Origin of the sequence: Nonomuraea polychroma (assembly GCF_004011505.1) — a bacterium.
GTDB classification, from domain to species: Bacteria; Actinomycetota; Actinomycetes; order Streptosporangiales; family Streptosporangiaceae; genus Nonomuraea; species Nonomuraea polychroma.
Window position 1 is genome coordinate 9,590,621 of record NZ_SAUN01000001.1, and the last position, 26,839, is coordinate 9,617,459.

The 26,839-nt window shown below is 69.9% G+C and carries 29 protein-coding genes and 1 tRNA gene; 15 read left to right on the forward strand and 15 right to left on the reverse strand.

What is annotated here, in order from left to right; genetic code table 11:
• Window positions 1-125: 125 nt before the first annotated feature.
• On the reverse strand, window positions 126-2,603 hold the full coding sequence (locus EDD27_RS59055) for a V-type ATP synthase subunit I domain-containing protein (RefSeq protein ID WP_277750798.1): 2,478 nt from the start codon (window positions 2,601-2,603) through the stop codon (window positions 126-128).
• 99 nt (window positions 2,604-2,702) lie between these two features.
• On the opposite strand from EDD27_RS59055, the gene EDD27_RS44240 reads away from it, so the two are divergent.
• The 4 genes from EDD27_RS44240 to serS all read left to right on the forward strand — a co-directional run bounded on the left by EDD27_RS44240 (window position 2,703) and on the right by serS (window position 6,878).
• Window positions 2,703-3,914 (forward strand): glycosyltransferase 87 family protein, encoded by a 1,212-nt coding sequence (locus tag EDD27_RS44240; RefSeq protein WP_241564573.1) that lies wholly within the window; start codon window positions 2,703-2,705, stop codon window positions 3,912-3,914.
• A gap of 22 nt (window positions 3,915-3,936) precedes the next feature.
• Window positions 3,937-4,356 carry a DUF4446 family protein gene (locus tag EDD27_RS44245; protein WP_241564574.1) on the forward strand — a complete coding sequence of 140 codons (420 nt, stop codon included), beginning with the start codon at window positions 3,937-3,939 and terminating at the stop codon, window positions 4,354-4,356.
• 117 nt (window positions 4,357-4,473) lie between these two features.
• The gene (gene pheA, locus EDD27_RS44250; RefSeq protein ID WP_127938135.1) at window positions 4,474-5,394 is read left to right on the forward strand and encodes a prephenate dehydratase; all 921 of its coding nucleotides are present in this window, start codon (window positions 4,474-4,476) and stop codon (window positions 5,392-5,394) included.
• A gap of 221 nt (window positions 5,395-5,615) precedes the next feature.
• Entirely contained in the window at window positions 5,616-6,878 is a 1,263-nt protein-coding gene (gene serS, locus EDD27_RS44255) for a serine--tRNA ligase (RefSeq protein WP_127938137.1), read from the forward strand.
• 273 nt (window positions 6,879-7,151) lie between these two features.
• On the opposite strand, the gene EDD27_RS44260 is transcribed toward serS, so the two are convergent.
• Window positions 7,152-8,516 carry a hypothetical protein gene (locus tag EDD27_RS44260; RefSeq protein ID WP_127938139.1) on the reverse strand — a complete coding sequence of 455 codons (1,365 nt, stop codon included), beginning with the start codon at window positions 8,514-8,516 and terminating at the stop codon, window positions 7,152-7,154.
• Between the two features lie 165 nt (window positions 8,517-8,681).
• Complete coding sequence (locus EDD27_RS44265; RefSeq protein WP_127938141.1) at window positions 8,682-8,885, reverse strand: cold-shock protein; 204 nt, start codon at window positions 8,883-8,885, stop codon at window positions 8,682-8,684.
• Between the two features lie 250 nt (window positions 8,886-9,135).
• Here EDD27_RS44265 and EDD27_RS44270 point away from each other — a divergent pair, with 250 nt between their 5' ends.
• Window positions 9,136-9,906, forward strand: a complete 771-nt coding sequence (locus EDD27_RS44270) for an HAD family hydrolase (RefSeq protein ID WP_338324694.1) — start codon at window positions 9,136-9,138, stop codon at window positions 9,904-9,906.
• Between the two features lie 42 nt (window positions 9,907-9,948).
• Here the strand turns inward: EDD27_RS44270 and EDD27_RS44275 are convergent, their stop codons facing one another.
• Both EDD27_RS44275 and EDD27_RS44280 read right to left on the reverse strand, forming a co-directional pair.
• Window positions 9,949-10,467 carry a bacterial proteasome activator family protein gene (locus EDD27_RS44275; RefSeq protein ID WP_127938145.1) on the reverse strand — a complete coding sequence of 173 codons (519 nt, stop codon included), beginning with the start codon at window positions 10,465-10,467 and terminating at the stop codon, window positions 9,949-9,951.
• A gap of 5 nt (window positions 10,468-10,472) precedes the next feature.
• On the reverse strand, window positions 10,473-11,429 hold the full coding sequence (locus tag EDD27_RS44280; protein ID WP_127938146.1) for an NAD(P)H-quinone oxidoreductase: 957 nt from the start codon (window positions 11,427-11,429) through the stop codon (window positions 10,473-10,475).
• A 114-nt stretch (window positions 11,430-11,543) separates the two neighbouring features.
• On the opposite strand from EDD27_RS44280, the gene EDD27_RS57390 reads away from it, so the two are divergent.
• Window positions 11,544-13,385 (forward strand): MinD/ParA family ATP-binding protein, encoded by a 1,842-nt coding sequence (locus EDD27_RS57390; protein WP_241564575.1) that lies wholly within the window; start codon window positions 11,544-11,546, stop codon window positions 13,383-13,385.
• 95 nt (window positions 13,386-13,480) lie between these two features.
• Here the strand turns inward: EDD27_RS57390 and EDD27_RS44290 are convergent.
• Window positions 13,481-13,567 (reverse strand) — tRNA-Ser (locus EDD27_RS44290).
• 51 nt (window positions 13,568-13,618) lie between these two features.
• Between EDD27_RS44290 and EDD27_RS44295 the strand changes: the two genes are divergently transcribed.
• Window positions 13,619-13,945: an STAS domain-containing protein gene (locus EDD27_RS44295; protein ID WP_164904062.1), complete on the forward strand. Its 327-nt coding sequence runs from the start codon at window positions 13,619-13,621 to the stop codon at window positions 13,943-13,945.
• 3 nt (window positions 13,946-13,948) lie between these two features.
• Here the strand turns inward: EDD27_RS44295 and EDD27_RS44300 are convergent, their stop codons facing one another.
• The 5 genes from EDD27_RS44300 to EDD27_RS44320 form a co-directional block, all read right to left on the reverse strand.
• A complete protein-coding gene (locus tag EDD27_RS44300) occupies window positions 13,949-14,710 on the reverse strand; it encodes an NUDIX hydrolase (RefSeq protein WP_241564576.1) in 762 nt (253 codons plus the stop codon).
• 99 nt (window positions 14,711-14,809) lie between these two features.
• Window positions 14,810-15,517: a M15 family metallopeptidase gene (locus EDD27_RS44305; RefSeq protein ID WP_127938152.1), complete on the reverse strand. Its 708-nt coding sequence runs from the start codon at window positions 15,515-15,517 to the stop codon at window positions 14,810-14,812.
• Window positions 15,518-15,620: 103 nt separating this feature from the next.
• Window positions 15,621-15,857 carry a hypothetical protein gene (locus tag EDD27_RS44310; protein WP_127938154.1) on the reverse strand — a complete coding sequence of 79 codons (237 nt, stop codon included), beginning with the start codon at window positions 15,855-15,857 and terminating at the stop codon, window positions 15,621-15,623.
• Window positions 15,854-16,273, reverse strand: a complete 420-nt coding sequence (locus EDD27_RS44315; protein WP_127938156.1) for a hypothetical protein — start codon at window positions 16,271-16,273, stop codon at window positions 15,854-15,856. Before EDD27_RS44315 ends, EDD27_RS44310 begins: the two co-directional genes overlap by 4 nt.
• Window positions 16,270-18,078, reverse strand: a complete 1,809-nt coding sequence (locus EDD27_RS44320) for an MDR family MFS transporter (protein WP_127938158.1) — start codon at window positions 18,076-18,078, stop codon at window positions 16,270-16,272. The genes EDD27_RS44315 and EDD27_RS44320 overlap by 4 nt, the downstream gene beginning before the upstream one ends.
• 99 nt (window positions 18,079-18,177) lie before the next feature.
• On the opposite strand from EDD27_RS44320, the gene EDD27_RS44325 reads away from it, so the two are divergent.
• From EDD27_RS44325 to EDD27_RS44335, 3 genes are all read left to right on the forward strand, one after another.
• The gene (locus EDD27_RS44325; RefSeq protein ID WP_127938160.1) at window positions 18,178-18,735 is read left to right on the forward strand and encodes a TetR/AcrR family transcriptional regulator; all 558 of its coding nucleotides are present in this window, start codon (window positions 18,178-18,180) and stop codon (window positions 18,733-18,735) included.
• Window positions 18,736-18,891: 156 nt separating this feature from the next.
• Window positions 18,892-20,190: a glycoside hydrolase family 6 protein gene (locus EDD27_RS44330; RefSeq protein WP_127938162.1), complete on the forward strand. Its 1,299-nt coding sequence runs from the start codon at window positions 18,892-18,894 to the stop codon at window positions 20,188-20,190.
• A 108-nt stretch (window positions 20,191-20,298) separates the two neighbouring features.
• Window positions 20,299-21,279: an LLM class flavin-dependent oxidoreductase gene (locus EDD27_RS44335; protein ID WP_127938164.1), complete on the forward strand. Its 981-nt coding sequence runs from the start codon at window positions 20,299-20,301 to the stop codon at window positions 21,277-21,279.
• A gap of 42 nt (window positions 21,280-21,321) precedes the next feature.
• Here EDD27_RS44335 and EDD27_RS44340 read toward each other — a convergent pair whose 3' ends face one another.
• Entirely contained in the window at window positions 21,322-21,708 is a 387-nt protein-coding gene (locus EDD27_RS44340) for a hypothetical protein (protein WP_127938166.1), read from the reverse strand.
• Between the two features lie 54 nt (window positions 21,709-21,762).
• Between EDD27_RS44340 and EDD27_RS44345 the strand changes: the two genes are divergently transcribed.
• Window positions 21,763-22,236, forward strand: a complete 474-nt coding sequence (locus EDD27_RS44345) for a hypothetical protein (protein WP_127938168.1) — start codon at window positions 21,763-21,765, stop codon at window positions 22,234-22,236.
• Window positions 22,237-22,272: 36 nt separating this feature from the next.
• On the opposite strand, the gene EDD27_RS44350 is transcribed toward EDD27_RS44345, so the two are convergent.
• From EDD27_RS44350 to EDD27_RS44360, 3 genes are all read right to left on the reverse strand, one after another.
• Complete coding sequence (locus EDD27_RS44350; RefSeq protein WP_127938170.1) at window positions 22,273-22,572, reverse strand: hypothetical protein; 300 nt, start codon at window positions 22,570-22,572, stop codon at window positions 22,273-22,275.
• 88 nt (window positions 22,573-22,660) lie between these two features.
• Window positions 22,661-23,629, reverse strand: a complete 969-nt coding sequence (locus EDD27_RS44355) for a CU044_5270 family protein (protein ID WP_127938172.1) — start codon at window positions 23,627-23,629, stop codon at window positions 22,661-22,663.
• A complete protein-coding gene (locus tag EDD27_RS44360) occupies window positions 23,626-24,216 on the reverse strand; it encodes an RNA polymerase sigma factor (protein WP_127938174.1) in 591 nt (196 codons plus the stop codon). The genes EDD27_RS44355 and EDD27_RS44360 overlap by 4 nt, the downstream gene beginning before the upstream one ends.
• Before the next feature lie 193 nt (window positions 24,217-24,409).
• Between EDD27_RS44360 and EDD27_RS44365 the strand changes: the two genes are divergently transcribed.
• The 4 genes from EDD27_RS44365 to EDD27_RS44380 all read left to right on the forward strand — a co-directional run bounded on the left by EDD27_RS44365 (window position 24,410) and on the right by EDD27_RS44380 (window position 26,644).
• The gene (locus EDD27_RS44365) at window positions 24,410-24,628 is read left to right on the forward strand and encodes a transposase (RefSeq protein WP_164904063.1); all 219 of its coding nucleotides are present in this window, start codon (window positions 24,410-24,412) and stop codon (window positions 24,626-24,628) included.
• A 253-nt stretch (window positions 24,629-24,881) separates the two neighbouring features.
• Window positions 24,882-25,367 carry an RrF2 family transcriptional regulator gene (locus EDD27_RS44370; RefSeq protein WP_206641926.1) on the forward strand — a complete coding sequence of 162 codons (486 nt, stop codon included), beginning with the start codon at window positions 24,882-24,884 and terminating at the stop codon, window positions 25,365-25,367.
• A gap of 311 nt (window positions 25,368-25,678) precedes the next feature.
• Window positions 25,679-26,212 (forward strand): MFS transporter, encoded by a 534-nt coding sequence (locus tag EDD27_RS44375; RefSeq protein ID WP_241564577.1) that lies wholly within the window; start codon window positions 25,679-25,681, stop codon window positions 26,210-26,212.
• 24 nt (window positions 26,213-26,236) lie between these two features.
• Window positions 26,237-26,644 (forward strand): RidA family protein, encoded by a 408-nt coding sequence (locus EDD27_RS44380; RefSeq protein WP_127938178.1) that lies wholly within the window; start codon window positions 26,237-26,239, stop codon window positions 26,642-26,644.
• Window positions 26,645-26,839: the final 195 nt, after the last annotated feature.

Genomic DNA, 26,839 nt, shown 5'->3' on the forward strand with positions numbered 1-26,839 from the left:
ATTCGGGATGTTGGCGCTCGTGACGGCGTCGGCGGTGGACGGGTTCATGGTCGCCCACCTGTTGGCCCTGTCCCTCGCCTACCTGCCTGCCCGGGTCGAGGCGCAGCCCGCCGATCTGGAGTGGCTCAGGACGGTGGTCCGGCCTCAGATCGGGTGGGTGCTGCTCGCCCTGACCGTGGCCCTGGCGGTGTGGGCGTGGAGAGCTGCAGGGCGCGAACGCACGCGGCCAGCGTCAGGGGGACCGCCACCGTCAGTGCCATAGCCGGGATGGCGATGCCCGAGTCGTTTATCAGGAAGCCGACGAAGGCACACGTCAAGGCGCCGAACAGGCCTGCCCTGAGCGTCGGGGCCAGCGCGTACGCCTGGCCGAGCGCCGGCGCACCCCAACGCGAGGGCCGGGCGAGGACGAAGAACAGGAACGCGAGCGCGACCACCGTGAGGAGGGTCAGCGACCAGTTTCCCACCGTCACGCCGATCATGGCGCTGAACTTGCGTCCGACGACGGTCCAGGCCTGACCATCGATCACCTGCTGCACGAACGTGCCCAGGTGGGTCCGCTCCGTCTCGGGTCGCAGCCAGTCGACCACGGACAGAGTGCCGACCAGCACGCCCCCCGCCAGGCCGACCAGCAAGAGGCGCAGCACCGACACGCGGCGGCCCGAGAGCAGGATGAGGAAGACGGCCAGTCCGGTCACGAACGCCGGCACCCCGCCGAAGTCCGCGCCCCACGACGGCCACCCATCCGCGAACACCGCGAAACCCCCGTACAACGTGCACGCCCCTACCACGACGAGCCTGGACACGCCCCTGCGCAGCAACCATTGCGCCACTCCGGCCAACCCCAGGATGGTGCCCGTGGCGTAGACGGCGAAGGCGATGTTGCTGAAGCCGTAGAACCGCCCGCCGGTCACGGGCTCGTAGCCGGTCACGGCGTTCACCTGGAGTCTCGAGCCCGTCATGACGTCCAGGAGGAGGGCAAGCGAGGTGATCCCCGCTACGGCGGTGAGCGGGCCGAGCACGTGAGCCCGCCAGGGGCCGCCGAAGGCGACGGCGGTGATCAACCCGGCGATGGCCAGGATCGTCACGATGACGGACAGCATCGGCACCGGCAGTGCCCACCAGGGCACCAACTGCGCCAGGAACGTGGAGACGGCGATGGCCCCGCTGACGACTGCCACGACCTGGACGGCGCGGAGCAGCCTGGAGGTGCTCGCGAGCGGGTCGGCGGCGGCGGAGGTGGTCCTCCCGGAAGCGGAGGCACCGGAGGCGATGGTGCCCGAGTTGGGCTCCGAGATTGAGCCCTCCGATGCAACGGCGTCCGACGTGGAGGCGCCGGACATGGAGGCGTCTGACGTGGTGGCTTCCGAGGTGGTGGTGGCGGAAGCGCTGGGACCTGGGTGGGTGGGGGTGTGGCGGCGGCGGAGGGCGAGGGCGGCCCAGGCGTAGAAGAGGAGCTGGACCGTCACCAGGACGGTGAAGAACGGGCCCCGGACCTCGCGGAGGACCTGGCTGGCCAGGTCTCCGTCCGCCAGTTCCGTCACCGTGCCCGCCGGGGTGGCGGGTGCCGCACCGCCCGGTTGCCAGGGGCGGCCCACCACTTCGCGGGGGGCGGTCAGGCCCAGGAGCTGGATGGCGGTGGCGGTGAGGTCGGTGATCGTGACCAGGGCGTCCTGACGGGTGGACCTGGCAGTGAGGTGGCCGTGCGGGTACGGCTCCCCGCTCGGGGACGGCCCTGCGGCGATCGCCACGTGCAGATGCGCGTTCGGGGTCACGTCCGAAAGACCGGCCACCAGGATCGTCGTGCCGGGCGGCAGCTTGCCGACGAGGGCGCCGACCTGCTGGTCGGCGGCGGCCACGGCGGCCTGGCGGGTCGCGGCGGGCAGCGGGGTGGGGACTCCGTACTCGTCGAGGGGCCGGTCGGCCCAGGCGTCCGCGAGCTCGGCGGCTTCGAGCACGATCAGGTTGTACGGGGCAGGGTCGCCAAGGGCATCGAGGCTAGGGGCGTATTTGGCGATATTTCCAGACCTGTCCGCCCCCGCGATCGCCGCCCCCGGCCCGATGGCAGCGACCTTGCCGCCCCCGTCCGCGACCAGCTGCCCCAGGGTTCCGAGCCGCGCGTCGAAGCCGGTTTCGGCCTGGTACGCGGTCAACGCCTGCCAGTTGGGGATGCTCGCGCCCGTGCCCGCCGGCTGGGGAGCGGCGGGTGAAGGGCAGCCTTTGCCCGTCGTACCGGCCCGCTGACCGGCGGAGACCGTCAGCCAGCCGGCGATGGGGCAGGTGATGCCACGGTCGGGCGGCGGCACGGCCCGGGTCGAGAGTGAGGCCGAGGCGCCCTGGCCGACCAGGCGCCACAGGTTCGGCGTGCGCGCTTGGTCGAGATCGCTCCATTCGAGCCCCGGCACACCGATGAGCGCCACACGTCCCTTGACCGCAGCCGCCCATGCCGCAGCGCTTGCCGGGCCAAGAGGTCCCGCGATCATCATGCCGAGCAGGAGCACCGCGACGAACCAGCGGAAGCGGGAGCCGTGACCTCCTTGTGAGCGCCGTTCGTGGCGTGCTCCATACCAGCCGCTGGTCGGGTTTGGCATGGCGTCGTTCGGCATGGACGGAACCGTTCCTCAAGACTGAGCGGGTGTAAGGCTGATCCCAGAGCTTATGCTCACCCACGCGCGAACCGCGGGCTCCGGGTAACGTGCCACCTCGTGACAGATGGCGAGGTGCGGGTGATCCGGCGGCAGTGGTGGGCGTGGGCGTGGGCGGTCGCGGCGCTCGTCGTCATGGCGGCCGTGGCGCCGCTGGTGTACACGTGGCTCACCAACCCGGACGATCAACGGCTGGTCGACCTGGACGTTTACCGCACCGGCGGGCAGATGCTGCTCGAGGGGCGACGGGTCTACGACTACTTCACGCCCGCGCCGCAGCTGCTGCCGTTCACGTACCCGCCCATCGCCGCGATGCTGGCCGCGGTGCTGGCGAAGATGTCCTGGGAGACGGCCCAATGGGTGTGGACGGCCGGGATCTTCGTGGCGCTGGCCGTCACGGTGTGGTTGTCGTTCAGGGAGGCGCTGAACGGACCGGTGGTGCGGAAGTACGTGCCGTGGGCGTTCGCGGCGCTGATGATCGCCGGAACGTACCTGATGCCGATCAGGGACCAGGTGCGGTTCGGGCAGGTGGACATCATGCTCGTCGCGCTGTGCCTGGCCGACTGCGTGGCGAGGCGGCCGTGGTGGCCTCGGGGGTTCTTGATCGGGCTGGCCACGGCGGTGAAGCTGACACCCGGCGTCTTCCTGATCTATCTGCTGATCACCAAGCAGTGGCGCACGTTCTTCATGGCGTCGTTCGTGGCGGGCGTGCTCACGTTGTTGCCGTTCGCGGTGATCCCGCAGGACGCGTCCGACTTCTGGTTCTCGGCGCTGCTCGATCCCGAACGCCTCGGCTCGAACGCGGCCACCACCAACCAGTCGATCCGCGGCATGCTGATCCGCCTCTACATGCCGGAGCTGGTGACGACCGCGATGTGGCTCGGGATCGTGGCGGTGGTCGGCTGGTACGGCTTCCGCGGCGCCCGCGACGCGTACCGGGCGGGTGACCAGCTCACGGCGGTCGCGCTCGTCGGCCTGATGGCCGTGCTGCTCTCGCCCGTCGCCTGGATCCACCACCTGGCCTGGGTGGTCGTGGTGCTCGGTGCGATCGTCGGCGACGGGCGGGATCCGGTCAGGCTGCGGGTGGCGGCGGGGGTGTGGTTGTACTACGTGGTGCCGATTCCCTGGTGGGGGGTTTCGCTGAAGGCCGCCGAAATACCGGTGGTGAGCCTCGTGCTGGGGAAGATCGTCCAGAATGGGTTCGGGCTTGGGGCGTTGGCTCTGGTGTGGATGTTGGTGTCCTGGTTGCCGAAACGGCGCGAGATCGCTTGACCAAAGCATTACCCTCTGTGCCGTGCTCGTTACCGCATGGGTCATCGTGGGCGTGGTCGCCGGGGTCAGCGGCGTCGTGATCGGTCATCTGGCGCTCCGGCAGGCCAGAGCCGCCGTGGAGGACTGCCAGCGGATGCTGGCCAGACAGACCAGCGAGGGCAGAGGCGATCTCAAGGCCATCAGAGACGTGGCCGTCTGCCGGTACGACGCGCTCTCCGAGATGACGGGGCGGCTGTCGTTCTCCATAGCGATGATCAATGGGCTGGGTGACGGGATCGTCCTGACCTCGATCAACGGCCGGAGCGAGACGCGCACATACGTGCGGCCGGTGGTGGGCGGGAAGGGGCAGCAGCCGCTGTCGCCGGAGGAGGAAGAGGCGGTGCGCGCGGCCCGGCTGGGGCTCGGCCCGTTGATCCCGTCCCGGGCGTCAGGCCCCCTCTGACAGCCGGGACGGACGCCCGCCGCAAGGCTTCACCTGTGCCCGAGCCAGGGCGCGGGAGGGTGCCGGCCGTGGGCGATAGGGCGCGCGCGCCTGTCGACCTGCGGATACTCTAGATGCATGCCCAGACTCGCCTATCTCGGACCGGAAGGGACTTTCACCGAAGAGGCCCTGCGGCTCCTCGACCCCACCGCCGAGCGGCTGCCCTGCGCCACGGTCAGTGCCGCGCTCAACGCCGCCCGCGCGGGCGAGGCCGACGGGGCCGTGGTCCCGCTGGAAAACTCGATCGAGGGCGCGATCACCACGACGCTCGACGAGTTCGCCTGGGGCGAGCCGTTGCTGATCACGGCCGAGCTGCTGCTGCCCGTGCAGTTCTCGCTGCTGGCCCGGCCCGACACCGAGATCCCGCACATCAAGCGGGTCTACACGCATCCTGCGGCCATCACCCAGTGCCGCGCCTTCCTCGCCCGCGAGCTGCCCGACGCGGTCGTGGTGGCCGCGCCTTCGACGGCGGCCGCGGCGCAGGAGGTGTCGCTGCCGGGCTCCCCGTACGACGCCGCCATCGCCGCCCGCATCGCCGGCGAGCACTATGGGCTGGTCGAGCTGGCCACCGACATCGGCGACAGGTCGGACACCGTGACGAGGTTCGTCAGGGTGAGCCGTCCGGGACGGTTGCCCGAGCCGACCGGCTCCGACCGCACCACGCTCGTCGTTTTCCTGGCCGACGACCACCCCGGCGCGCTGCTGGAGATGCTGACCGAGTTCTCCGTGCGCGGGGTCAACCTGACGCGCATCGAGTCGCGGCCCACCGGCGACGGCATCGGGCGTTACTTCTTCCACTTCGACTTCGAGGGACACGTGGCCGATGCCCGGGTCGGCGAGGCGATCTCGGGGCTGCACCGCATTTGCGGCGAGGTGCGCTTCCTGGGCAGCTACCCGCGGGCCGACGGCATCGCGCCGCAGATCAAGCGGGGCACGGCCGACGCCGAGTTCGCCGAGGCAGGCGAGTGGCTCGCACGCATCCGCGCCGGGCAGGTCTGAGCGTCCCAGCGACCCCTCGCCTCTGAGTGGACGCCTGCGTGGCCAGGTCCGGCCACTGCGGGCTCGCCCGGTTCCCCTTAAGCGATCGGAGAGTGCGAGGCGGCGGATGGCGCGGCAGGCACGACCGCGTCGGGCAGAGGAGCGGCAGGTCGTGGGACCGTCATGGCGGGCAGAGGTAATCCGGGGGCGAGGCGCAGCCGGGCGCCGGTAGCCTTTTCCTTGTGATTGACCTGCGTACTGTTCGTGAGGATCCCGACCGGCTACGGGCGTCGCAGCGTGCCCGCGGTGAGGACGACTCCGTCGTCGACACGCTGCTCGACCTCGACGAGCGCCGCCGCGCCGCGCTGACCTCGTTCGAGTCTCTGCGCGCAGAGCAGAAGAGCATGGGCAAGTCGGTCTCCAAGGCACAGGGCGAGGAGAAGGCGGCGCTGCTCCAGCGCGCCAAGGATCTCGCGAGCCAGGTCAAGGCGGCCGAGGCGGAGGCGGAGAAGCTCGGGTCCGAGCTCGACGAGCTCGTCCAGGCGGTGCCCAACATCGTCGAGGAGGGCGCGCCGCCCGGTGGCGAGGACGACTACGTGGTGCTGGAGACGGTCGGCAAGCCGCGGGAGTTCGACTTCGAGCCCAAGGACCACCTGGAGCTCGGCGAGGCGCTCGGCGCCATCGACATGGAGCGGGGCGCCAAGGTTTCCGGCTCGCGGTTCTTCTTCCTCAAGGGCGTGGGTGCGCGCCTGCAGCTCGGCCTGCTCAACATGGCCATGCAGCAGGCGATCGAGGCCGGGTTCACGCCGATGATCACGCCGGTGCTCGTCAAGCCGGAGACCATGCAGGGCACGGGTTTCCACGTGGCCCACGACAAGGAGATCTACCGGCTGCCGGAGGACGACCTCTACCTGGTCGGCACCTCGGAGGTCTCGCTGGCCGGCTACCACGCCCAGGAGATCATCGACGCGGGCGAGCTGCCGCTGCGTTACGCGGGCTGGTCGTCGTGCTTCCGCCGCGAGGCGGGCTCGTACGGCAAGGACACCAGGGGCATCATCCGGGTCCACCAGTTCGACAAGGTCGAGATGTTCTCGTACGTGCGGCCGGAGGACGCCCACGAGGAGCACCAGCGCCTGCTCGCCTGGGAGAAGGAGATGCTGGCCAAGATCGAGGTGCCCTACCGGATCATCGACACGGCGGCGGGTGACCTCGGCATGTCGGCCGCCCGCAAGTTCGACTGCGAGGCCTGGATCCCCACCCAGGGCCGCTACCGGGAGCTGACCTCGACCTCCAACTGCACCGAGTTCCAGGCTCGCAGGCTCGGGGCTCGTTACCGCGACAAGGACGGCAAGCCGCGCCACCTGGCCACGCTCAACGGCACGCTCGCCACGACCCGCTGGATCGTGGCGATCCTCGAGAACCACCAGCAGGCCGACGGCTCCGTGGTGGTTCCCGAGGCGCTGCGTCCTTACGTGGGCCTCGACGTGCTCACTCCGGCCAAGTAGGGCGCACGTCGCCCAGGCCGGCCGAGTAGGGCGCACGTCGCCCAGGCCGGCCGAGTAGGGCGCACGTCGCCCAGGCCGGCCGAGTAGGGCGCACGTCGCCCAGGCCGGCCGAGTAGGGCGCACGTCGCCCAGGCCGGCCGAGTAGGGCGCACGTCGCCCAGGCCGGCCGAGTAGGGCGCACGTCGCCCAGGCCGGCCGAGTAGGGCGCACGTCGCCCAGGCCGGCCGAGTAGGGCGCACGTCGCCCAGGCCGGCCAAGTAGGGCTCACGTCGCTCAGGGAGGACCGTCCGCCGGCGAGCTCGCCTGGCGGGCGTCCTTCCTGATAAGGGCCAGGGCGGTCATCAGCACCAGCCCGGTCAGCAGCACGGCCAGCACGACGGCCGCCCAGTAGGGCCCGGGCGTGCCCGCCGCCCACCCGTGGAAGGGCGTGTAGACGCTCAGGTAGACCAGCGGCGCGCCCAGCAGACCGACGGCCACGGGCGCCGGCCGAGCCCGCCCTGCGATCAGCAGCGCGATGCACACCACGAAGCCCACCGGGATTGTGATCACGCCGAGGATCCGCACCACCGCATCCAGATCGCTGGGGAGGTCCGGCACGTTCACCACCGCCAGGTAACTCAGGCAGGCGGCCGCCGCGAAGCCCAGATAGAGGCGGTGGTATCGGCGCAGCCCGGCCCCTGCGGCGCCGAACAACAAGCACGCGGCCAGGAAGATCGCCACGTTGATCTCGGGAAAGAGGTCTACCGACGGGCTCTCCGCGTCCTGGCCCGGCCAGCCGAGGCGCTGCCAGGTGCCCGACTCGTCGCGGACCACGATGCCGTCCAGGCCGTTCGCGACGACCACGATGTGCCCGCCGCGCCAGGCCTGTACGGCAAGCCCCATCGAGCGCAGCCCGGACGCGTCGTCGTACCGCCTGACGAGGCGCTCCCGCTCGTCGCCGTCGGCCAGGGACCACGAGGTTCGCCAGGTCTTGCCGCCGTCGTCGGACTGCTCCACGGCCATCTGGCCCGGCACCACCTGGTAGCAGCGCGTCGCCTGGTAGTGCACACACGCGGCGGCCTGAGGCGTCTGGACCTCCTGGAGCCGGCTGCGGACGTCTGGGGGGATGTCGTCGAAGGGGACGCTGCTCGACGACCAGGTGGCCCCATGGTCCTCGGACTCCCAGATGGTGAAATCGTCGGTGTACACGAGGATCCGGTCGTTCTTCACCTCGACCGCGGCGGCCGCGGACGGGCCGGGAGCGGCGCCGCTGGCCGTGACCGCCAGCACGGCCAGCGGCATCGCCACGATGATCCGCCAGCGCGGGGAGGAACCCGCGGTGAGGCTGCGCCGGCGTACCCACCAGGCCAGCGCGAGCGCCGGAAGGGCGAGAAGGTCCGTGGGATCGGCCAGGACGCGCGATGGGCCCGCCAGGAAGGTCCAGGCCTGGGAGGCGGCCTCAGCGCCCGTCTCCGTCGTTTTCACGAGCGCGAACAGCACTCCCGTCAGCACGGTGGCGGCCAGATCGGCCCGCCGCCAGAGAAGCAGGGCCAGCAGGGCGGGCGCCACGACGAGCCCGGCCACGTCGCTGAGCTTGCCCGTCACGAATCCGGGCCAGGCCTGCTTGAGCAGGTGGTCGTTGACCAAGAGCATGATCACCCCGGCAACGGTCACGGGATGACACAACCACGCGTACCTCATATAGGTGTGGACGGTGGCGACGGGACGCCGGTTGGGGGCTGGTCCCACCCGTGACCAATCCGACACAAGCAAAAGACCGAGGCCCGCTGGAAGCGAACCCCGGTCTTGCTTGCCGACTACAGGTCAGACGGCGCGAACCTGTGAGGCCTGCGGCCCCTTCTGGCCCTGCGTGATCTCGAACTCGACCCGCTGCCCGTCTTCAAGGCTGCGGTAGCCACTGCCGACGATCTCGGAGAAGTGCACGAACACGTCCGGCGCACCGCCGTCCGGGGCGATGAAGCCGAAGCCCTTCTCGGCGTTGAACCACTTGACGGTTCCCTGAGCCATAAAAGCTCTCCCTCAGGATGTGAATCTATGGGACCCACACCTCGTGGGTCCCGGTGTGTCGTACAGCAAGCACCCGGGGTGGCTCAGACAAAGTCATGCTGGTTTTCACTACGGGATCAGCTAATACAACGCCATCACATCTAACACCATTCTGGCGCGTTGGTGTTCCCGTCCCATGGAAGATTTCTGTCACGCGGCATCACGGGGCAAACTGGAACCTGTTATGCAGAGCCTTCGCACGCCCCGGCTAGTGGCCACCGACCTCGACGGCACCGCGTTGCGTCCGGACGGAACCGTCTCTCCTCGCACGGTCGCGGCCTTCGCGAAGGTCGAGGAAGCGGGCGCTGTGCTGGTTTTCGTGACGGGTCGGCCGCCCCGGTGGATGGCCGGGGTGGCGAATGCGGTACGTCACCGCGGGCTCGCAATCTGTGCGAATGGGGCACTGATCTACGACCTGCATACCGAACGGATAGTGGAATCTCACCTCATCACGGTCGACGTACTCGAGGAAGTCGTCGCTCAGCTAAGAGCGAACGTGTCCGATCTCGTATTTTCGGTCGAGTATGAAGCCGGTTTTGCGCATGAGTCCGATTTCCTCCTCGGCGGTCTAGACCGCAAGAGCGCAGGAGCGGTGTGTGTCGATTCGGTGACGTCCCAGCCTTGCGCCAAGTTGCTGGCCATGCACCCGCACATGGGCCCGGACGAGCTGCAGGCGGTCGTTCAGGAGTTGGTCGGCCACCTGGTGACCGCCACGCACTCCAGCGTCAGGGGCCTGATCGAGATGAGCGCGCAGGGCGTGACGAAGGCGACGGCCCTGGCGGCGTTCGCCGCGCAGCACGAGATCAAGTCGTCGCAGGTCATCGCGTTCGGTGACATGCCGAACGACCTGCCCATGCTGAGCTGGGCAGGCACGTCGTACGCGGTCGCGAACGCGCACCCCGACGTGCTCGCGGCGGTCGATCATGTGACCGCCGCCAACGACGACGACGGGGTCGCGCAAGTCCTGGAGACGCTGTTCTGAAGGGCCGGGCCCCCGAATCTGAAGGGCCGGGCCCCCGAGGCTCTACAGGTAGGGGCCCGAGCCGCCGGGCGGCCGATGCCCCTGCTCGTCCGTGTGCGGCACGCCGGGGAGCGCCCTGCGCATCTGCTCCAACTGGGCACGGGCGGCCATCTGCTGCGCGAACAGCGTGGTCTGGATGCCGTGGAACAACCCTTCGAGCCAGCCGACCAACTGGGCGTGCGCGATGCGCAACTCGGCCTCGCTCGGCGGCGTGCCGTTGTCGTCGGTGAACGGGAGCGACAGCCGCTCCAGCTCGTCGACCAGCTCCGGCGCCAGGCCGTCCTCGAGCTCCTTGATGGAGGACGCGTGGATCTCCTTCAGCCGCTTGCGGCTGGCCTCGTCGAGGGGAGCCGCGCGGACCTCCTCCAGGAGCTGCCTGATCATGCTGCCGATACGCATCACCTTGGCGGGCTGCTCGACCAGCTGCGTGACCGAGCGGTCCTCTTCGCCGCTATCGCCCTGACCTTGGAAGTCGGGGCCCACCACCACTATGTGGGGGGTGTTGTTGTCCTCAGCATTCATATGACTCACCGTACTAGCAGGATCTTGCCGACGTGCTGTCCGGAATCCAACATACGGTGTGCTTCGGCTGCCTCGGACATGGGAACTTCGGCGTATACCACCGGACGCACCGCGCCGGCCGCGACCAGCGGCCAGACGTTGTCCACGACGCTCCTTACGATGACGCCCTTCTCCTCCACCGGCCGCGCGCGCAGCGTGGTGCCGTGGACGGCGGCGCGCTTGGCGAGCAGGGCGCCGATGTCGAGCTCGGCCTTGCGCCCGCCCTGCATCCCGATGATCACCAGCCGGCCGCCGGTGAGCAGCGCCCGGACGTTGCCCGCGAGATACCTGGCGCCCATGATGTCGAGGATCACGTCGGCCTTGACCTTTTCGGCGAAGTCCTCCTCGCGGTAGTTGACGACCTCGTCGGCGCCCAGCCGCCTGACCTGCTCGGCCTTCTCCGCCGTGCCGACGGTCGCGACCACGTGCGAGCCGAGCGCCTTGGCCAGCTGCACGGCGAACGTCCCCACCCCGCTGGCACCGCCGTGCACCAGCAGCGTCTCGCCGCGGCGCAGCCGCCCGACCATGAACACGTTGGACCAGACGGTGCACGCCGCCTCCGGCAGCCCCGCGGCGACCTTCAGCGGCACGCCGTCCGGCACCGGCAGCACCTGCTGCCAGGGCACGGCTACGCGCTCGGCGTAACCGCCGCCGGCGAGCAGCGCGCACACCTCGTCCCCGACCTTGAACTGCTCGACGTCCGCGCCCACCTCGGCCACCACTCCGGAGACCTCGAGCCCCGGATACGGGGGCGTGCCGGGCGGAGGATCGTAGAATCCGTTGCGTTGCAGGACGTCGGCGCGGTTCACCGCTGAGGCCGCCACGTCGATGAGCACGTCTCCGCGCTCGACGCGTGGCTCCGGCACCTCGTGCCACGCCAGCACCTCCGGCCCACCGGGCTCGGTGATCTCAATGGCTCGCATGCGAACCACGGTAGTCGGGCAAAGAAGTTGTGGGTTGCCGGGCTGCGCGGTAACCCGTGGCGTTACCCTGCAAGGTATTTGCTGCCCCTTTAGACCCACCCGAGGGGGAACACGGTGGCAAGACACGATCGAGAAGAATCGCTCGAGGAACAGCTCGCCTGGCTGGACGCGATCAAGGAGACGGAAGAAGCTCCGGTCGCGGTCAGCGCCTCGACTGCTTCTGCCGACGAGCCCGTCGCCTCCCCGTACCCCAAGGACCCGTGGCTGCTCGTCCCGACGCAGCACGAGACGCCGACACCGCCGCTGTTCAGGGCCGCCGTCGACTCGGTGTACGGCCCCGCGGCGGCCGATGAGCTCCCCGAGGCTGAGAGCGAGGCAGGGGAGTGGCTCGGCAAGGCGACCATCGGGGAGGAGCCCAAGAGCGCGCCCGGCCCGAGCGCGCCGGGCCAGAGCGCGCCCGGCCCGAGTGCGGACGATCCTTTCCACGCCCCGCTCAAGCCGCTGCCGCGCCCGGATGACACCGACACGTTCAGGTTGTCGTTCACGCCGCCGGTTGAGCCCGTCGAGCCCGTCACGTCCGAGCAGGACGAGGAGACCGTGGACACCTCGTGGCCGACTGCCGACTGGTCGCGTCCGGACGAAAGGCAGCCGTCCCAGCTCGAGCCGCTCGAGGCTGAGCAGCCCCGCTCTCCGGAGGTGGACGACGAACCGGGGGACACCCTCCCCAGGAACGAGCGCCCGCAGTGGACGGTTTCGCTCCCCAAGGACGAGCCTCCCCAGCACGCCGAGCCGGTCCAGCAGCGAGCCGAGCCGGTGGAGCGGCACTCGGAGCCGATAGAGCGGCGTCATGAGCCGATAGAGCGGCGTCCCGAGCCGCCGTCTCCGCAGCAGGAGCGCCCTCAATGGACCGAGCAGCAGGAATGGCGGCCCGCGGAGCGCGAGATCCCCACGCCGCCTCCTCAGCCGCGCCGCCGCCCGGCGCCGGTCCCGGTGTTCACCGCCCCGCCCAGGCCTCCGGTCACCGGCCGGCCGACCGCCGAGAGCCTCGACCCGGAGTCCCTGCTACGCGGACGGCGTAACGCCCCCTCCAAGGGCTGGCGCCGCATGGTCTACAAGGCGTCCGGTGGCTGGATCAAGCCGGGCGAGCCGCCGGAGGTGCGCCGCCGCCGCGACCTCATCGCCCGTGCCCGTACTCCGGTGACGACAGGACACCACCGGGTGGCCGTGCTGAGCCTGAAGGGCGGCGTGGGCAAGACCACGACCACGGTCGGCCTGGGCGCCACGCTGGCCCAGATGCGCGGCGACCGCGTCATCGCCGTGGACGCCAACCCCGACCGCGGCACGCTCTCCGACAAGCTGGTCCTGGAGACCTCGGCCACCGTGCGTGACCTGCTCAACGAGCGCGACCAGGTCAAGCGGTACGTCGACATCAGGGCGTTCACCTCGCAGGCGCCCTCGCGGCTGGAGGTGCTGGCCTCCGATCGCGACCCGTCGGTCTCCGAGGCGTTCAGCGGGGGCGACTATCAGGCCGTCTCCCAGGTGCTGGAGAACTTCTACTCGATCTGCATCACCGACTGCGGCACCGGCCTGCTCCACTCCGCCATGGGCGGAGTGCTCGGACTGGCCGACCAGATCGTGCTGGTCAGCTCCCCGTCGGTGGACGGCGCCAGAGCGGCCTCGGCCACGCTCGACTGGCTGGAGGCCCACCACTACGCCGACCTCGTGAAGAACGCGACCGTGGTGTTGTGCAGCGTCCGGCCCCGGTCGAAGTCGGCGGTCGACATCAAAAAGCTGGAGGCGCACTTCGCCGCCAGGTGCCGCGCCGTGATCCGGGTCCCGTACGACCCGCACCTGGAGGAGGGCGCGGAGATCGACCTGGACCGGCTGCAGGAGTCGACCAGAGACGCCTACCTCCAGCTTGCCGCCTCCGTGGGCGACGGGTTCGCAGCCCAATAAGATCTGCCAAGTGGACTGCCGCTACGGGCCTCCACCAGGCACGGCGATGGAGCGGCAGTCCAACGAGCAGGTTTCTTGTGGGCCACGCTTGAGAGCGGAGGGTATGGGATTCGAACCCATGAGGCCATCGCTGACCTGGCCGCTTTCAAGGCGGCTGCACTCGTCCACTATGCGAACCCTCCTGTGCGCAAACCACGATAGCGGCTGCGGTGGCGGGGGTGTACGTTCAGGAGGTGGCGGATCTCGACGTCGAGGTGTCGCGTGCCGGCTCGGGCACGCTCGTGCGCTTGATCGGAGATCTCGACAAGCTGACCGCGCCGTTGCTCAAGGAACGCCTGCTGAAGCTGTTCGCGGACGGCCGGGTGGAGATCGTCGTGGATGCCGGGCGGCTGGAGTTCTGCGACTCGAGCGGCCTGTGGGTGCTCGTCGAGCACCAGCGCAGGGTGGCCGCGCAGGCAGGCTGCTTACGGCTGGTCGGCGTGCACGGCGTGCTGCAACGGGTGCTGGAGGTGACCGGCCTCAAGGCCGCCTTCGACAGCGTGGCCTCGGTCGACCTGTGAGCGTTACCGGTCGCCCAGCTGGGACAGCAGCCACCGGGGGCCCACGACCTCCGCTCCGAGCTCGCTGACCCGCTCCCGTAGTCCCCGATCCGCCGTGACCACGACGACCCGCTCCCACGGCCGTGCCTTGCGCACCACTTCCACGATCGCGTCGTCTCCGCTGCCGGCGGCCATGACCACCTCGATCCCGGGAACCGGGGGCACGTGCTTGGCCGCTCCCTCCACGACCGCGACCACCCTGGGATACCACTGCGCCAGCACAGGATGCTCCAGCCTGAGCCCGGCCACGTCCTCCAGCAGCCGCGTCGCCGCTCCCGCCCGGTCGCGCCACCAGCCGTGCTCGGCCCGCGCGCCCACGATGTTGGCCACGTCCAGCACGATCGTGTCCGGCCTGAGCGCGCCCTGGATCTCGCCCCACGTCGCCGCGAAGCCCGGATGCAGCTTCCGGCCCGGCACCTCGTCCAGCGCCACCCAGCGGAGTTCGGTGCTCTCGCGGTTGGCCGGGGCCGCGGCCAGCAGCTCGGCCGAGGCGGCGATCACCGTCTCGAACGTCCACCCGCCGTGATCGTCGAGGTAGACACCCTGCACCCGCAGCCCTTCGCCGCCGAGCGCCGCCTCCTCGCGAGCCTCGCGCAATGCGCTGGTGACGGCGTCCTCGTGGCTGTCCCGAGCCCCGCCGGGCAGCCCCCACGTGCCGCCGTGGTGGCTCCACCAGGAACGTTTCTGCATGAGCACGTACGGCACACCGCGGTCGTCATGGTGCACGACGAGCAACCCCGAAGCCCCATGCACTCCCCAATGCCTGTGGCCTTGGGAGCACTCGGTCCAACCGTCGCCGTCCTTAGCCGCCATGGTGTGATTGTCTCAGCCGCCGCCCTTGGAGAAGTGCTGATAGTCCTTGGCGCCTGACCAGTAGCCGCCCCACTCCCAGCCCACCTGGGCGAAGGCCTTGACCACCTTGTCGCCGGGGTTAATCACACCTTTACCCCTCATTGGGCGTTCGGTGTATTTTTCGGCATTTTTGTGTGCTGTGCTGCCACTTGCGGTGACATATGGGTTTTGCTGAGGATTGATGTCTATCGCTTCCCCGTAGGCGTGATTGGACCAATTGCTGGAACCGGTCGCCCTGCGGCAGTTGAAGGCGGAGGTGTTGTTCGCCTCGATCGAAGCGAAGTCGTCGGCCTTGTACGCGTCCACCAGCTTCATCTGGTAGACCGGCCAGCGCCACCCGTACAGCTTCTTGAAGACCGTCACGATGTCGTCGGTCACCGTCTTACGCACGACCAGCTCGCCCGTGTGCGGCTTGTTGTCGAACCCCCAGTAGGACAGGGTCACCAGCCGCAGGTCCCGGTAGTGGACGGGACACCCGGGCCGCCACGAGTACGGCAGGCGGTCGCGCGAGATGCCGGACACCTTGGCGGTGAACGCGGGCGGCGAGGCCGGCTTGGTCGGCGTGGCCGTCGGCGAGCCGGGTGTTTCGTATGCGGGAGTGGACGCCGTGGGCTCAGGAGCGACCGACGCGGTCGGCTCGGCTGCGCCGCACGAAACGGACGCGAGCGCCACGAACGCCATGGCTGCAGCACGTTTCATCCATCCACCATATGCGACGTCTCACCAGGTCAGGGAGCTATCAGCGCAGTACGGCGAGCCCCTTCGCGAATGCTGAACGCAGCGGTCAGTCGTCGGCGTGCGCACCGCGCCGCGCCAGCTCCCGCAGGGCGTCGGCCGCGTAGATCACGAGGGACACGAACGAGAGCGCGGCGAGCGCGCCGCCGAGCCACAGGTCGTTGACGGTGGCGGCGACGTACGCGGCGCCCCTCGGCTGGTAGCCGACCGCGAACGGAGCGGCGATCAGCCACAGGCCGCCGAGGAACAGCAGCACCAGGGCGGCGACGCCCAGCTTGGCCTTCATCGGTTGTCCTCCATTCCGACCAGGGGAGCCTTGCCGTTCCTGCGGTGCTCACCCGTGTTGTCCAAGTCCTCACGCAGTGCCTCGACGAGCGGGGCGAGCAGGACCGCCAGCTCGGCGGACGACGCCTGGGGCCCGCTCGGCACAGGCTCGGGCTCGGGCTCCGGCTCGGTCACCCGCGGGCGCACCACCACCAGGCCCCGCGCCACCAGCTCCTCACGCAGGGCCAAGGCGAAGCAGATCACGCCCACGAGCCCCACGACCGCCACACCGAGCCCGGTGAAGAACTCCGACAAGGTCGGGCCGGTCCAGTCGGCGTTCTCCGGCTGGGTGCCGAGGGCGAAGGGCGCGATCATCAACCACAGCCCGGCCGGCACCGCCAGGAACGCCGCGACGGCGCCCACGAACTTGCGAATCATTGGGGGATTCCTCCAGAGACGAGGTCTTTCTGCGGGGGTGCGGCCTGCGCGATCAAGGCACGCGAGGTCGGCCGCAGCACGGTGCGCGCCACCGCCCTGGCACGCTCGAGCTCGGAGCGGTCGTCGTCCGGCGGGGCCATCCTGGCGACCGCGGTGAGCAGCGCGGACGGCTCACCGCCGGCCCGCTCGACGCGCTGGGCCACGAGCTCCAGCAGCAGCCCGGCCAGGACCAGGTCGTCCTTGCTGGGTGGCTTGGGGGCCGCGGGCGCCGGCGCGGGGCCGCGTAGCGGGAGCTCCTTGAGGAAGATCGTGGCGACGAAGCCGAGCAGCGCGATGGGCACGCCCACCAGGAACACGGTCTCCAGGCCGAGAGTGAACGACTCCAGCACGATGTGCTTGATCGGCCCTGGTAGCTGCTGGATGGCGGCGGGGCTGCCGAGCTGGATGTCCGGGCCGCCGGGCACCGAAATGCCCGCCGCGCTGAGCATCTGGGCCATCTCGTCCTTGAGCCGGGTGGTCAGGATCGCGCCGAACGCGGCCACGCCGACGGCGCCGCCCAGGGAGCGGAAGAACGACACGCCCGACGTGGTGGAGGCCATGTCGCGCAGGTCGGCGCCGTTCTGGGCGGCCAGGATGAGCATCTGCATGGACAAGCCCAGGCCGACGCCGAGAACGCCCACGTCGAAGCCGATGAGCCACTCGCTGGAGTCCACGTGCAGCCGGGAGAGCAGGAAGAGCCCGACGGCCACGATGAACAAGCCGGCCACCGGGAAGATCTTCCACTTGCCGGTCTTGGTTACGATCTTGCCGGAGACCACGCCGGACACGAAGAGCGCTCCCACCATGGGCAGCGTCATCAGACCCGACTTGGCCGGGCTGAGGCCCTTGACGATCTGCAGGTACTGCGGCAGGTAGATCATCGCGCCGAACAGCGCCATGCCGACGAACATCGAGGCCACACTGGTCAGCACGAACGTACGGTTGCGGAACAGCCGCGGCGGCAGGATCGGGTTGCCCGCCGTCCGCTCGGCCAGCACCGCCAGTGCCAGCATGAGCAGGCTGATCGCGGCCAGGAAGTACGTCCAGCCCGAGTTCCACTCGAACTCCGTGCCGCCGAGCGTCAGCAGCAGCATGAGCCCGCTCGCGCTGGCCGTGATCGTCGTCGCGCCCCAGATGTCGATCGAGGTGCTCCGCTTGACCTTGGGCAGCCGCAGCACCTTCTGGATCACCAGGAACGCCACCAGCGCGAACGGCACCACGACGTAGAAGCACCAACGCCAGCCGAGCCATTCGGTGTCCACGATGAACCCGCCGAGCAGCGGCCCCGCGACCGTGGAGATCCCGAAGACGGCGCCCATGTAGCCGGAGTACCGGCCCCGCTCCCGGGGCGAGACGATGTCCCCCAGGATCACCTGGGAGAGTGCCGACAAACCGCCCACACCCAGGCCTTGCACGGCCCGCGCCGCGATCAGCTGCCCCATGTCCTGCGACAGGCCGGCCACCATCGAGGAGGCGACGAACAACGCCAGCGCCGACTGGAAGAGCAGCTTGCGCCCGAAGAGGTCGGACAGCTTTCCCCACAACGGCGTGGACACCGTCATCGTCAGCATGGTGGCGGATGCGACCCATGAGTATTGGTCCTGACCGCCGAGCTCCCCCACGATCGTCGGCAGAGCCGTGCCCACAACCGAGGTCGAGATCATCGATGTGAGCATCGCGAGCATCAGCCCGGACATGACCTCGAGGATCTCGCGGTGGGTGTACGCCCGCTTCGTGGGGGAGACGGTCCGCGCCTGGGCTACCACGACACCACATCCCCTTCATGCATATTTATCCGGCTTGAGTATACGCCTGTTTACTAGCCGCGCGGCAAGGAGGGGACGCTCTTCAGTAGAGTCGGGGGCATGAACGCCGAGGTGACCCGGCCCCGCGGCCGGGAGGCCACCCGTGAACGCATCCTGCAGGCCGCCCGCACGCTGTTCGGCGAGCACGGCTACGAGCAGGTGACCATCCGCATGATCGCCGCCGCTGCGGACGCCAACATCGCGCTGGTCGGCCGCTATTTCGGCTCAAAGGCGGGACTGTTCGGTGCGGTGCTGGAGGGCGAGCCGACCATCAGCGCGCTGTTCAAGGGCCCTGCGGAGGAGCTCGCGAGGCGGCTGGCGGTCTACGCCGCCGAGCGCATGCAGCACCCGCCGGACAGCCCGATCCTGCGCGCGCTCGAACGCTCCGCCCGCCATCCCGAGGTCGAGGAGGTGGCCCGCGAGCGTCTGATCGCCGCCGTGCTGAATCCGTTGCAAGCCCAGCTCGGGGGCGGCCCGGACGCTCTGGCCAGGGCCCGCATGGTGGCGGCGGTCTTCCTGGGCATCGGCGCCCTGCGTCGCCGGGTCGGACCGGAGACGCCGACGCCGGCCGACGTGGACCGGCTGACCGCGATCTTCCAGGCGTGCCTGGCCAAGTGAAACTTTCATCCCCTAGGCGCCTCCTGGCCAGGGGAGATGCGGTGAGCAGCGATCCGATGTCTTTGAGCGGCCCGCAACGCCTCCCTACCATCCGAGGTGCCAGTGGGAGCGCTCCCACATGACCGACGGAGTGATTTCATGTCTCGCAGAAGGCCCATGTTGGCGGTGCTCCTGACGGCGGCCGCCATGGCCGCGGCAGGGGCGGTCGTGTTCGCGTCGTCCACCGCCCAGGCCGCCGACTCCGCTTTCTATGTGGATCCCCAGACCAACGCGGCCAAGTGGGTGGCCGCGAACCCCAACGACAGCCGTACCCCCGTGATCAGGGACAGGATCGCCGCCGTGCCGCAGGGCCGGTGGTTCGCCACGTACAACCCGTCGACCGTGCGCGGCCAGGTCGATTCCTACGTCGGCGCCGCCGCAGCGGCCGGCAAGAACCCGATCATGGTCGTGTACGCCATGCCGAACCGTGACTGCGGCGGCCCCAGCGCCGGCGGCGCCCCCGACCACGCGTCCTACCGCGCCTGGATCGACCAGATCGCGGCCGGGCTGGCCGGCCGCCCCGCCACGATCATCCTGGAGCCCGACGCCCTGGCGATCATGTCCAACTGCATGAACGCCTCCGAGCAGGCTGCGGTCAAGGCCTCCATGGCGTACGCGGGCAAGAAGCTCAGAGGCCAGGCCAAGGTGTACTTCGACATCGGCCACGACGCCTGGTTGGGCGCCTCGGAGGCCGCCTCCCGGCTGACCGGTGCTGACGTGGCCAACAGCGCCGACGGCATCGCGGTCAACACCTCCAACTACCGGGCCACGCCCGGGCTGGTCTCGTACGCGAAGAGCGTGATCGCGGCGACCGGCGTGTCCAGGCTGAAGGCCGTCATCGACACCAGCCGCAACGGCAACGGCCCGTCCGGCAGCGAGTGGTGCGACCCGCCCGGCCGCGCGACCGGCACCTGGAGCACCACGAACACCGGCGACGCGGCCATCGACGCCTTCCTCTGGGTCAAGCCCCCGGGTGAGGCCGACGGGTGCATCGCGGGTGCCGGGCAGTTCGTGCCGCAGCGCGCGTACGACCTGGCCATCGCCGCCCCGTCACCCACCGCCACCCCGACCGTGACCCCCACGGTCACGCCCACCGTGACGCCGACCACCGGCCCCGGCGGCTGCACCGCCACCTACAAGGTCACGAGCCAGTGGCAGGGCGGCTTCCAGGGTGAGGTCACCGTGAAGGCCGGCTCGTCCGTCATCTCCGGATGGAAGGTCGGCTGGTCCTTCCCGAACGGGCAGACGATCACGCAGCTCTGGAACGGCAACCTCTCCGGCAGCGGCACGGTCTCGGTCACGAACCTGAACTGGAACGGCGCCCTGGCCGCGGGCGCGTCCACCACGTTCGGCTTCACCGGCAACTGGAGCGGCCAGAACGGCACCCCGTCCCCGGTGACCTGCACCGCGTCGTGACGCCTTCGCCGGGTCCCCGACAGCGGGGGCCCGGCGAAATATCCGCGCCTTCATTGCTGTTGCAACGAGCCAGGTCCCCTATGCCGGCTCTGCGAAAGGCGCGTACCCATGGCTTTGCCGCTGTCCATCCTTGATCTGGCGCACATCGGTGAGGGCGAGACGGCGAGCGACAGCTTCACCGCGAGCGTGGCCCTGGCCCAGCGTGCGGAGGAGCTCGGATACCAGCGGATCTGGTACGCCGAGCACCACAACATGGACAGCATCGCCTCCTCGGCGACCAGCGTGCTCATCGCCCACGTGGCCGCGCACACCCGGACGATCCGCCTTGGAGCGGGCGGGGTCATGCTCCCGAACCACTCCCCGCTGACGATCGCCGAGCAGTTCGGCACGCTCGAAACCCTGCATCCCGGCCGCATCGACCTCGGGCTCGGCCGGGCGCCCGGCAGTGACCAGCAGACGATGCGGGCCCTGCGCCGCAGTCCGGCCGCCGCGGACACGTTCCCCGAGGACGTGCTGGAGCTGCAGGGGTACCTGACCGGCCAGTCACGCATTCCCGGCGTCGACGCGACCCCCGGCAAGGGCACCGACGTGCCGCTGTACATCCTCGGATCTTCACTGTTCGGCGCCCAACTGGCCGCCATGCTCGGGCTGCCGTACGCGTTCGCCTCGCATTTCGCCCCGACCGCGCTGGAGGAGGCCGTGGCGTTGTACCGGCGGGAGTTCAAGCCGTCCGCGCAGCTGGCGCAGCCGTACGTGATGGCGGCGCTCAACGTGATCGCGGCGGACACGGCCGAGGAGGCGCAGGAGCAGTTCCTGGCGGCCAAGCGGCTGCGGGTGAGCAGGTTCCTCGGGCGGGGGCGCACGTTCACTCCGGAGGAGGCCGACCTGATCCTCGAGTCGCCGGCCGGGCAGCAGCTCCTGCAGATGGCGAAGTACTCCGCGGTCGGGGACCCCGGCGAGGTGAAGGACTACGTCGACCGGTTCGCCGAGCACGCCCAGGCCGACGAGCTCATCGTCGTCTTCTCCGCGCCCGACAGGAAGGTGTGGCTGCGCTCGGCAGAGCTGCTGGCCCGGGCGTACGGACTCTAGGCGGCTGGTCGTTCTGGGGGCCGATCACGCGGCCGGCGGGCGTCAGCCGGAGCGCCGGATGACCGGCACGTACCCACCCCGGGCCTGCCCGCTCCCGGCCAGGCTCGCCCAGCTGTACGTCTCGCTGTGCGAGCCGACCACCGCCACCACCGCCCCACCGGCCCGCTCCACGGCGCCCAGCCACGAGAAACGTGCATCGGCTTCGTCCTCATGAGTGATCCCTTCCACCATGAGCCGAAACCGCCCCGGTCCTTCGATCATCGAGAAGGTCACACCGGGGATGAACTCCCACCCCGGGCAGGTGGCCGGCCTGCCCGAAACGAGCCGGAACCTGGGAAGCTGCACGATCGGTTCGGCCGAACAGACGACCAGCGTCGGTAGCGCACCGCCGAAATAACGGGCATCCTCACGGGGGACACAGGATGGCACGCGGGGGAGTATGCCACTGTCACCACATGATCACCGGAGAGAAGGGACATGATCATGGAGCGCAGGCACCCCGCACTCGCCCGGCTCGACGCGCTGGTCGGCCGCTGGACCGTCCAACCCAAGGTCCCCGGCGTGGGCACCGCATGGACGGAGTTCACCTGGCAGGACGAGGGCGCCTATCTGCACCAGGTGTCCGACATCGACGCGATGCCGGACACGGCCCCGCAGGCGTGGCGCGAGAACGCCCCATTCCCGACCACCGCCCTGATCGGGCTGGACGACTCCACCGAGCAGTTCACGATGTTGTACGCCGACGCCCGTGGCGTGCACCGGGTGTACCAGATGACGTTCGCCGACGGCGAGTGGCGGATCTGGCGTGACGCCCCCGGCTTCAACCAGCGTTTCATCGGCACGCTGAGCCCGGACGGCGACACCGTGGAGGCGCGCTGGGAGATGTCGAAGGACGGCGTGACCTGGGACGTCGACTTCGAGCTCACATACACGCGCATCGTACCCACCTCTCCATGACCAGGTCGTGCCGACGACGTCGGACCGTGCACCCGTTCAGGCGTCGGCGCGCTTCAGCCGCCAGGCGGCGGCGATGACGGTCGCCACGATGTAGGAGGCGAACACGGCGAGCCCGCCCCACGGCCCGAGCGCTCCGTCGCCGGTTGCGACCGCCGTGAACGTGCCGGCGGCGTCGGCAGGCAGATACTGGATGACGTCGGCCCAGCTCGCCGGCAGCAGCAGCGAGGCGAACCCGCTGAGCAGGAACATGACACCGAACATTGTGGTGATCGCCGCGGGGGTGGAGCGCAGGAGCCCGCCGAGCGCGACACCGAGCACGCCCGAACCGGCGAGCACGACCGCCGAGCCGACGACCGCGCGGGCGACGCCCGGATCGGACGCGTCGAGCGATGGACCGCATCGTTCTACGATGTGGCTGCTTCCCCTACAGTTGGTCGCCGGGCTTGTCGACGACCTTGGCGGTCATACGTGCGGTCCACACCAGAGGGGTGCCCGCCTTGACCGTGCGTGTCGCGCCACCAGGGAGGTCGAAGGTGCGCTCGGCGACGCTCTCGCCATACGTCCCCAGGAACCGGTAGTCCTGCGGGCTCACAATGATCTCGTAGCGCCCCAAGGCTCCCGTGTAGACGAATGCGTCCCCGTGGCGGCCTGCCGCGTCGATCGCGTCCTGCTTGACCGAAACCCCCTGGATCATGGGCAGCGCCCGGAACAAGGCGGCCCGCACGTCGGCGACCAGCGGCTGGTCGCTCAGCAACTGGGAGATCGTCCGGAAGATCCGCTCCTGCCTGGTCGCGCCGGCGTCGTCGAACTCCGTGGCTGGGGTCGCATCGACGCTCGCCCCGATCCTGGCGATCATTTCCTCGGGGGTGACCGGTGCCCTGGCTAGGTCCGCGCCCGTCATGCCGGGGCCGACCTCGTGGATGACGAGCTTGCCCCGTCCGTCGTCCAACGCGGTCTGCTTGCCATCCAAGCTGTGCCACGTCTCAAGAGTCATGCGCTTGTCGCGATCCACCTCGGACTCCGGCTCCTTGCGGAGCGGAGCGATCGTCTGCTTCACGTACAGCCAGCGGCCCGGCGACGGCGTGATCTTGTACGGGTCGATCTCGGCGCTCCTCGCCGCCTTGTCGCCGAGCTCCTGCACGCTGGCGACCGGGGTGGTGACAGGTTGTTCATCGCCGCGTACCGCGAGGACGCCCGCGCCGACGGCCAGCGCGACTGACGCGGCGAGCGCCAGCCGCCAGGCCAGGCGCGGCCTGCGCCGACTCGGCGCGGGCACCGACGGCATGGGGACCGGCTCGCGGACGGCCTGCAGCAACCGGGTGCGGGCCGCCTCCTTCGCCTCGCGGGTGATCGCCGGGGTGGCCTCGAGGAACCGTCCGAACTCATCCATCATGCATCCTTTCTCGTCTGATAGCCGGTGCCGAGGGCGGCCCGCGCCTGTTTGCGGGCCCGGTGCAGGCGCGAGCGCACGGTCCCGATCGGAATGTCGAGCGCCTGCGCCACCTCCTCGTAGGCCAGTTCTCCCACCGCCACCAGCAGCAGCACGTCGCGATCACCGCTGGCCAAACCCGTCAGCGCCCCTGCCAGCCGGCGATCCTCGGCCTGCGCGGCCACGCGCCCGATCACCACGTCGGCCATCGGCTCCGGCGGCGGCTCCGCACCGGTACGCGCCAGCGCCCGCAGGAACCGCTCCTCATCGCGCCGCTGCCTGGCGATGAGGTTGGTCGCGATGCCGTACAGCCACGGCCTGGCCAGCGGCTGCGCGTGATCGTAGGAAGCGCGGCAGCGGAAGGCGGTCAGGAACGTCTCCGCCACGATGTCGTCGGCGGCCTGCACACCCAGCCGCCGCGCGACATAGCGGTGGATCTGCTCGACATAGCGGTCGAACACTCCGGCGAACTGCTCCGGATCGTCGATTGACCGGCGGATGAGCTCGGCGTCGTCCGCCTCGACCATCTCCTCCGGTGTGGTTCGTGTCATGCCTGCTGTTTCCCGATGGGACGAATCGAGTTCTCGACGATCCCGAGCCCGGTGCGTGAACCCGTCCAGGGCCTGCGGGCAACAACAGGCCAGACGATCTTCCCCGCGCCCGAGAGGCTCACGATGACCTTGCCTCCGGCAGCGCCCTTACCCAGACGATCATCCGAGCCTACGCCGTCGGCCCAGGCTGATCTTGCAGCGTCGCTCCGTTCGCGCCGATGGCCTGCTCGCCCTGCACAGCTTTGCCCTGGGCCTGGAGAAGGATAGACAGACCGTCGTCGCCGGGCTGACCCTGCCCTACGGCAACGGCCCGATGGAGGGCACAAATACCAAGGTCAAGCTGCTGAAACGTCAGATGTACGTCGCGCCGGCCTCGCCCTACTCCGGCAGCGCATTCTGCTCTCCTGACTGAATTGGCCACGTACCGTCACCACCGAACGCGTGCCAGAGCCACTATCCGTACAGTCCCCGACCTGGCCGCCTGACGACCTGCCGCTGTCGCGCCGCTGCGGTCCGAGTCGCGGCCGGTGAACAGGCGGAGGAGCAGGGCGACGGCCTCGCCGACGGCCGGTGTTGAAGCCGACCAGGGCCGCCAAGGCGCCGAAGGGAAGAGGCGCATGGTCGCGGGTGCAGGACGCGAATTCTGGACATGTATGATCCAGGATATGCGGATGAGTGAGGGTGTGGAGTGGGCGCTGCACACGTGCCTGAACCTGGCATGGGTGGAGGAGGATCGCTCGGTGCCCACCTCGACGCTGGCCGCCTTCTACGAACTGCCGCCCGCCTACCTCAACAAGCAGTTGCAGGCGCTGGTGCGAGCGGGGATCCTCGCCTCCACGTCCGGGCCGCGGGGCGGCTTTCGGCTGGCGCGCGACCCCGGAAAGATCACGGTGCTGGACGTGGTGGCGGCGATCGAAGGCCCGCAGGAGGCGTTCGAGTGCGCCGAGATCCTCCGGCAAGGCCCCGGCGGCGTACCCGGGGTCGATTACCGGAAGATCTGCGTGATCTCCCAGACCATGCGCCAGGCGGAGCTGAACTGGCGGCGGGAGCTGGCCGGGCGGACCCTCGCCGATCTCAAATCGACGGTGGAGGAACGCTTCCCCGCCGTTCCCGGGCAGACTCGCCACGGGCTGACCAACACGCGCACCTGAAGACCGCCCTCTCCCGGGAGAGGGCTTTTCACGGAAGAAATTCTGGATGTTTCCTAGTCAGGTTAAGCATAGGCCGCGGTCGCTCGACGCAACGTGGCCGGCGGTCCTGGCGGTGGCGCTCGGCATCTTCGCGCTGATGACGTCCGAACTGCTGCCCGTCGGCCTGCTCACACCGATCGGTTCCGACCTCGCAGTCTCCGACGGGATGGCGGGGCTGATGCTGACCGTGCCCGGCCTGGTCGCCGCCGCTGCCGTCCCAGGGCACGCTCTCCTTCCGGGAACTGCCGGGGCTGCTGCGGCGCAACACCGGCGTGCGGATCGGTGTGCTCGTCACGTTCCTGCTGATCGCCGGGCACTTCGCCGCGTACACCTTCGTCCGTCCGGTGCTGCGCGAGGCGGCCGGGGTGGACCACGCCCTCATCGGCGGCCTGCTGATGGCGTACGGCATCGCGGGCATCGCGGGCAACTTCGCGGCCGGCTCGCGGGTGGCGGCGCACCTGCGCGGCACCCTCCTGGCGATCTGCGCCGGCCTCGCGGCCGTGACGGCGCTGTTCGCCCTGCTCGGCACCGATCCCGTGACCGCGTCCGCGCTGCTGGTGGCCTGGGGGCTGGTCTACGGCGGGGTGTCGGTGAGTCTGCAGACCTGGATGCTGAAGGCCGCCCCTGGCGCGGGCGAAGCCGCCTCGTCCCTGTTGGTCGCCGCTTTCAACCTGTCCATCGCCCTGGGCGCCCTCGTCGGCGGCGCCACGGTCGACGGACTCGCCGCCACCGGCGTCCTGTGGGTCGCCGGTTCCCTCGCGCTGGTCGCCGCCGCGACCGTCGCCACGTCCCGCAAGTCCCTCTGATCACCCGACGAGAGAGGTATCACCATGACGCACCGCATCGTCAACCCCGCCGGACTGCACGACCCGGTCGCCTTCGGCTACAGCCACGTCGTCCGCGCACCGGGAGGCCTGGTGTTCATCGCCGGCCAGTACGCCTCCGACGAGCAGGGGCACCTCACCTCCCCCGACTTCGGCGAGCAGGTCGAACGGTCCCTGGCCAACCTGGGCACCGCCCTGGCCGCCATAGACCTCGGTTTCGCCGACGTCGTCCAGATCCGCACCCACATTGTCGACCACGACGCGGACAAGCTGGCCGTGCTCGTGGAGCACATCGGCCGCATCTGGGGCTCCCATCCGCCCGCGCAGACCCTCACCGGCGTGGCCGCGCTCGCCCTCCCCGGCATGCTCTTCGAGATCGACGCCATCGCGGTCGCCCCGCCCCTCCAGCCGTGACACGACGAACCCGCCCCGTCGCCCCGGGGATCCCCCGGGGCGGCGCGAGCCCCTCACCGCCTCAAGTCGGCACCGCAGGCCGCCCCCGCATCGCGTCCGCCTTCGTCGCGCCCAGTTCCCTACGGACGCGAACTCCATCGCCAAACGCTATCCGGACGCCGGGCCGCTGCTGGGCGCGCGGTGGGACGAGGACCT